The sequence below is a fragment of the Ponticoccus sp. (in: a-proteobacteria) genome, from assembly GCF_048381735.1.
The window spans coordinates 1-5,180 of record NZ_JBLXGL010000027.1 but is presented as its reverse complement, the minus strand read 5'-3'; the positions used below and the strand labels follow the sequence as shown (position 1 = coordinate 5,180).

The following is a 5,180-nucleotide window of genomic DNA, read 5'->3' as shown; positions in this document are numbered from 1 at the left end:
GGATCATAGGTGAAGGGCGTCTCGTCGTAGGAGCCGGGGAAACCCTTCGGCCAGAAGGCCTGGTGGACCTCCATCTGGCCCTTGATGATCGTGTCGGTCATGCCGGTGTAGTCGACCAGGTAGCGCGCGGCTTCCCAGACGGCCGGATCGGTCAGGCTCTTGGTCTTCTGGTTGAAGGACAGGAAGTGGACGGCGGCCTGCGGGAAGGTCTCGACCTTGATGTCGTCGCCGGACAGCGAGGCGACCTGGTCGGGGGTCAGGTTGCGCGCCATGTCGATGTCGCCCTGTTCCAGCAGCAGCTGCTGGGTGGCGGCCTCGGCAACGTGGCGGATGATCACCTGGGACATCTTGGGCGCGCCCTTGAAGTAGTCCGCGTTGGCGGCCATGCGCACCATCTGACCCGGGGTGTAGGCGGTCAGCGCGAAGGGGCCCGAGCCTGCCGAGTTGGCGTTCAGCCAGGCATTGCCCATGTCGCCGTCGACCTCGTGCTCCATCGCCAGCGCCTTGTCGACGATGGAGGCGGGGCGCGCGGCCAGCACGTTCAGCACGAAGGCGGGCGAGAAATCGCCCTCGTATTTCACCGTGACGAGGTTGCCCTCGGCGGTCAGCATGTCGTCCACGTTCTCCGGGGTCCAGCCGAGCTGGGCGAGGATGAAGGCGGGCGTCAGGTTCAGCTTGATGACGCGCGAGAGCGAGAACAGCACGTCCTCGGCGGTCACCGGGTTGCCGGAGTTGAAGACCGCATCGTCACGCAGGGTGAAGGTGATGGTCTTGGCTTCGGCGTCGGCGACCCATTCGGTCGCGATGCCGGGGGCCAGGACGGTCGGGTCTTCCGCATCGTACTGCACCAGGCGGTCGTAGAGGTTGGTGACCAGCTCGCCAGAGGTGAATTCATAGGCCTGCGCCGGGTCGATCGCGACGATGTCGTCGATGTTCTGGGCGATGACCAGGATGTCATCGGGCGTGTCGGCCAGCGCCGCGGTGCCCGCCAGGGGCAGCGCGAGCGCCGAGGCAAACAGTGCGGATTTCAGCTTGTTCATGTGGCTCTCCTTGTTGGGGTTGAGTGAAGCGGGATGGCGTTTATCAGCTCTCCAGCGGCGCCATCTCCGGTAGTTTCATCCCGCCCTTGCGGTTCAGCACGGCCAGGGTTCCCGTCCAGAGGATCCGGACGGGCTTGTCAGCTGGATTGGTCCAGGAATGGGGGCGCAACCCGCTGTAATGCAGGCTGTCACCGGCCTTCATCCGGATGACCTGGCCGTCGAGGGTCTGCTCGATCTCGCCCTCCAGGATGTAGATGATCTCTTCGCCCTCGTGGCTGACCACCTCCGAGGCATAGCCCGCAGGCACATGAAGGATGTAGCTGGACAGTTCGGCGCCGGGAAAATCTGTGGCCAGGTTCTCGTAGCCGATGGACGAGCCGTTCAGCGAGAACTGCGGCCGGGTCTCGGCGCGGGTCAGGCTGTCGGAGGGGCCGGGGGCGGCGATGAAATACTCCAGCGTCACGTCCAGCGCCGCGGCGATCTGCGCCAGCGTTCCCAGCGAGGGCGTCGCGTTGTCGCGTTCCACCTGGCTGAGGTAGCCGACCGAGACACCCGCCTTGTCGCACAAGGCCTGCAGAGTCAGCCCAAGCTGCTTTCGGCGCTTGCGAATAAGCGGTCCGAGCTGCGGCTCAGCCTTCTGCTTCTCCCGTGCCATGGTGGGCTCCTCCGAAATCCTTTCCCCCACGCTACAAAAAATTTTTTACTATGGCAAAAAAATTTGTAACACTGGGGGTGAGAATTCATTTGACCGAAGCCAAAGGAGGCGGAGACCTTGGCGACAGAAGCATCAATAGCCGTCAGGGCGGGGCGCGGTGCGCGGGGGATCGGCGGCTTCGTCGTCGTCACCGCGCTGACCTTCCTGGGCCTGCTGGCAATCACCTTCTTCATCGGGCGCGTGGTGCCCATCGACCCCGTGCTTTCGGTGGTCGGGGACCGCGCGACGCAAGAGCAATACGACGCGGCGCGGATCGCCATGGGGCTGGACCGACCGCTGGTGGTGCAGTTCTTCGACTACGTCTGGTCGGTGATGCAGGGTGACCTGGGCCGCTCGATCTCGACCAACCGCCCAGTCGCGGACGATCTGCTGCGGGTCTTCCCGGCGACGCTGGAGATGGCGACGCTGGGCATCTTCATCGGGGTTGTCCTTGGCGTGCCCGCCGGGGTCTGGGCCGCCACGCGGCGCGGCGAATGGGTCGATCAGGTGATGCGGGTCTTTGCCCTGCTGGGCTATTCGGTGCCCGCCTTCTGGCTGGGCCTCGTCGGGCTGGCGGTCTTCTACGCCGGGCTCGGCTGGGTCGCGGGGCCGGGGCGGCTGGACATCTTCTATGAAGGCCTGGTGCCCGCGCGCACCAATGTCATGCTGATCGATGCCGCGCTGGCGGGCGATTGGGACGTCTTCTGGAACGCGCTTTCGCACCTCGTGCTGCCGGCCTCGATCCTGGGCTTCTTCTCGCTGGCCTTCATCGCCCGGATGACCCGCAGCTTCATGCTGGACCAGCTGGGACAGGAGTTCATCACCACCGCCCGCGTCAAGGGTGTGCCCGAGTGGCGGGTGATCTGGGTGCATGGTTTCAAGCCGATCCGCGTGCCGCTGATCACCGTCATCGGCCTGTCCTACGCCGCGCTGCTGGAGGGTTCGGTGATGATCGAGACCGTCTTCAGCTGGCCCGGCATCGGCAACTACCTGACCACGGCGCTGCTGAATGCCGACATGAATGCCGTGCTGGGGGCCACGCTGGTCATCGGCTCGGTCTTCATCCTGATCAACAAGATTTCGGACGTGCTTTACCGCGTCCTTGACCCGAGGAGCCGCTGATGAGCACGAGAGACTGGCTGCTCGACGACAGCCCCGCAACCCTGACCCAGGCCAACCTGGGCCGCGCATGGCGCATGATGGCGGCGCTGATGCGCAATCCGCTGGCCCTGGCGGGCCTTTTGATCATCCTGCTGCTTCTGGTCACGGCGCTGTTTGCGCCCTGGATCGCGCCGGAAAGCCCGGTGGGTCAGAACCTGCAGAACCGCCTGCTGCCGCCCTCGGCAGAGCACTGGATGGGCACCGACGAACTGGGCCGCGACATCTTCAGCCGCGTCGTCTACGGCTCGCGAATCACGCTGATGATCGTGGCGCTTGTGGCGGTGATCTCGGCGCCGCTGGGTCTGATCATCGGCGCTGTCGCGGGCTATTTCGGCGGCTGGGTCGACCGCATCCTGATGGGGCTGACCGACGTCTTCCTGTCGCTGCCCAAGCTGATCCTGGCGCTGGCCTTCGTCGCCGCCCTTGGGCCGGGAATCGAGAACGCGATCATCGCCATCGCCATCACCGCCTGGCCCGCCTATGCCCGTATCGCAAGGGCCGAGACGCTGACCTTCCGCAATGCCGAGTACATCCAGGCGGTGCGGCTGGTCGGCGGCTCGCATTCGCGGATCATCTTCCGCCACGTGCTGCCGCTTTGTACCTCGTCGATGATCGTGCGGGTGACGCTGGACATGGCGGGCATCATCCTGACCGCCGCCGGTCTGGGCTTCCTTGGTCTTGGCGCACAGCCGCCGCTGCCGGAATGGGGGGCCATGATCTCGCGCGGGCGGACCTTCATCCTGGACCAGTGGTGGGTCGCCACCATGCCGGGCTTCGCCATTATCCTCGTCTCGCTGGGCTTCTGCTTCCTGGGCGACGGGTTGCGCGACGTGCTGGATCCTAAACAGGGGGGCGAGAAATGACCGACGCACCGCTTCTGGAAATCGAGGACCTGCGGGTCAGCTTCGCCACCCCCAAGGGGCCGGTGGAGGTCGTGAAGGGGCTGAACCTGACCCTGGGCTGCGAAGAGCGCCTGGGCATCGTCGGCGAAAGCGGATCCGGCAAGTCGATGACGGGCCGGTCGATCCTGCGGCTGATCCGGGCACCGGGCAAGCAGACCGCGAAGACCCTGCGTTTCGACGGGCTGGACCTGTTGGCGCAGAGCAGCCGCCAGATGCGCCGGATCCGCGGCGCGCGGATCTCGATGATCATGCAGGACCCGAAATTCTCTCTGAACCCGGTGATGACCATCGGCCACCAGATCGCCGAGGCGTTGCAGGTGCATGAGAACCTGCCCCGCCGCGATCTGCAGGCGCGGGTGATCGAGATGCTGAACTCGGTCCGCATCAATGACCCCGAGCGGGTGGCGAAGATGTATCCGCACGAGGTTTCGGGCGGCATGGGGCAGCGGGTGATGATCGCCATGATGCTGATCCCGCGCCCGCAACTGCTGATCGCGGATGAGCCGACCTCGGCGCTGGATGTCTCGGTGCAGGCGCAGGTGCTGGACCTGATCGAGGAGCTGGTGACCGGCAACGGCATGGGGCTGATCCTGATCAGCCACGACCTGAACCTTGTGGCGCGCTACTGCGACCGAATCCTGGTGATGAACGGCGGCGAGGTGGTCGAGGCCTGCGCCGCCGCCGATCTGCACAAGGCCAGCCATCCCTACACGAAGGGCCTGCTGGCGGCTCAGCCCCGCATGCAGGAAACCCGAGACGAGCTGCCGGTGATGGACCGCAGCGGAGGAGCAGGCACATGAGCAGCCCCGCGATTTCCCTCAGGGATCTGGATATCTCTTACGGCGACACCAAGGTGGTGCGCGACGTAAGCTTCGACGTGGCGCCGGGCGAAAGCTTCGCGCTGGTCGGCGAGAGCGGTTCGGGCAAGTCGACCGTGCTGAAGGCCATCGCCGGGCTGGCGCCGGACTGGACGGGAGAGATTTCCGTGCTGGGCAAGCCGCGCGGCCATGGCACCGACCGGGCCTTCTCCGAGACCTGCCAGATGGTCTTCCAGGACCCCTATGCCTCGCTGCATCCGCGCAAGACCGTGGACACGGTCCTGTCCGAGCCGCTGGCGATCCACGGCATCGGCAAGCGCAGCGAGAAGGTGGTCGAGATGCTGGCCGCCGTCGGCCTCGATCAGCGCTTCCGCTTCCGCTTTCCGCACCAGCTGTCGGGCGGCCAGCGCCAGCGTGTCGCCATCGCCCGGGCGCTGATGCTGGAGCCGAAGGTGATGCTGCTGGACGAGCCGACTTCGGCGCTGGATGTCTCGGTGCAGGCCGAGATCCTGAACCTGCTGAAGCGGCTGCGCCGTGAACAGGGGCTGACCTACCTGATGGTCAC

General features: G+C 65.7%; 6 protein-coding genes. 4 read left to right on the top strand and 2 right to left on the bottom strand.

Going from position 1 to position 5,180, the window contains the following annotated elements; all coding sequences use genetic code 11:
- Both ACN5KJ_RS20500 and ACN5KJ_RS20495 read right to left on the bottom strand, forming a co-directional pair.
- On the bottom strand, positions 1 to 1,040 hold a 1,040-nt coding region (locus ACN5KJ_RS20500; RefSeq protein ID WP_418596058.1), incomplete at its 3' end, for an ABC transporter substrate-binding protein.
- Between the two features lie 43 nt (positions 1,041 to 1,083).
- A complete protein-coding gene (locus ACN5KJ_RS20495) occupies positions 1,084 to 1,695 on the bottom strand; it encodes a helix-turn-helix domain-containing protein (protein WP_418596056.1) in 612 nt (203 codons plus the stop codon).
- 117 nt (positions 1,696 to 1,812) lie between these two features.
- Between ACN5KJ_RS20495 and ACN5KJ_RS20490 the strand changes: the two genes are divergently transcribed.
- The 4 genes from ACN5KJ_RS20490 to ACN5KJ_RS20475 all read left to right on the top strand — a co-directional run.
- Complete coding sequence (locus tag ACN5KJ_RS20490; RefSeq protein ID WP_418596054.1) at positions 1,813 to 2,856, top strand: ABC transporter permease; 1,044 nt, start codon at positions 1,813 to 1,815, stop codon at positions 2,854 to 2,856.
- Positions 2,856 to 3,758, top strand: coding sequence for a nickel transporter permease (gene nikC, locus ACN5KJ_RS20485; RefSeq protein WP_347167026.1), 903 nt, complete (start codon positions 2,856 to 2,858; stop codon positions 3,756 to 3,758). The genes ACN5KJ_RS20490 and nikC overlap by 1 nt, the downstream gene beginning before the upstream one ends.
- Positions 3,755 to 4,597 (top strand): ABC transporter ATP-binding protein, encoded by an 843-nt coding sequence (locus ACN5KJ_RS20480; RefSeq protein WP_418596052.1) that lies wholly within the window; start codon positions 3,755 to 3,757, stop codon positions 4,595 to 4,597. The genes nikC and ACN5KJ_RS20480 overlap by 4 nt, the downstream gene beginning before the upstream one ends.
- The coding region (locus ACN5KJ_RS20475; protein ID WP_418596050.1) for an ABC transporter ATP-binding protein at positions 4,594 to 5,180 on the top strand (587 nt) is incomplete at its 3' end. The genes ACN5KJ_RS20480 and ACN5KJ_RS20475, both read left to right, overlap by 4 nt.

What these genes read in the sequence shown, in the direction of transcription:
- ACN5KJ_RS20495 (WP_418596056.1), bottom strand. Translation starts at nt 1,695, where the DNA reads ATGGCACGGGAGAAGCAGAAGGCTGAGCCGCAGCTCGGACCGCTTATT.
- ACN5KJ_RS20480 (WP_418596052.1), top strand. Translation starts at nt 3,755, where the DNA reads ATGACCGACGCACCGCTTCTGGAAATCGAGGACCTGCGGGTCAGCTTC.
- nikC (WP_347167026.1), top strand. Translation starts at nt 2,856, where the DNA reads ATGAGCACGAGAGACTGGCTGCTCGACGACAGCCCCGCAACCCTGACC.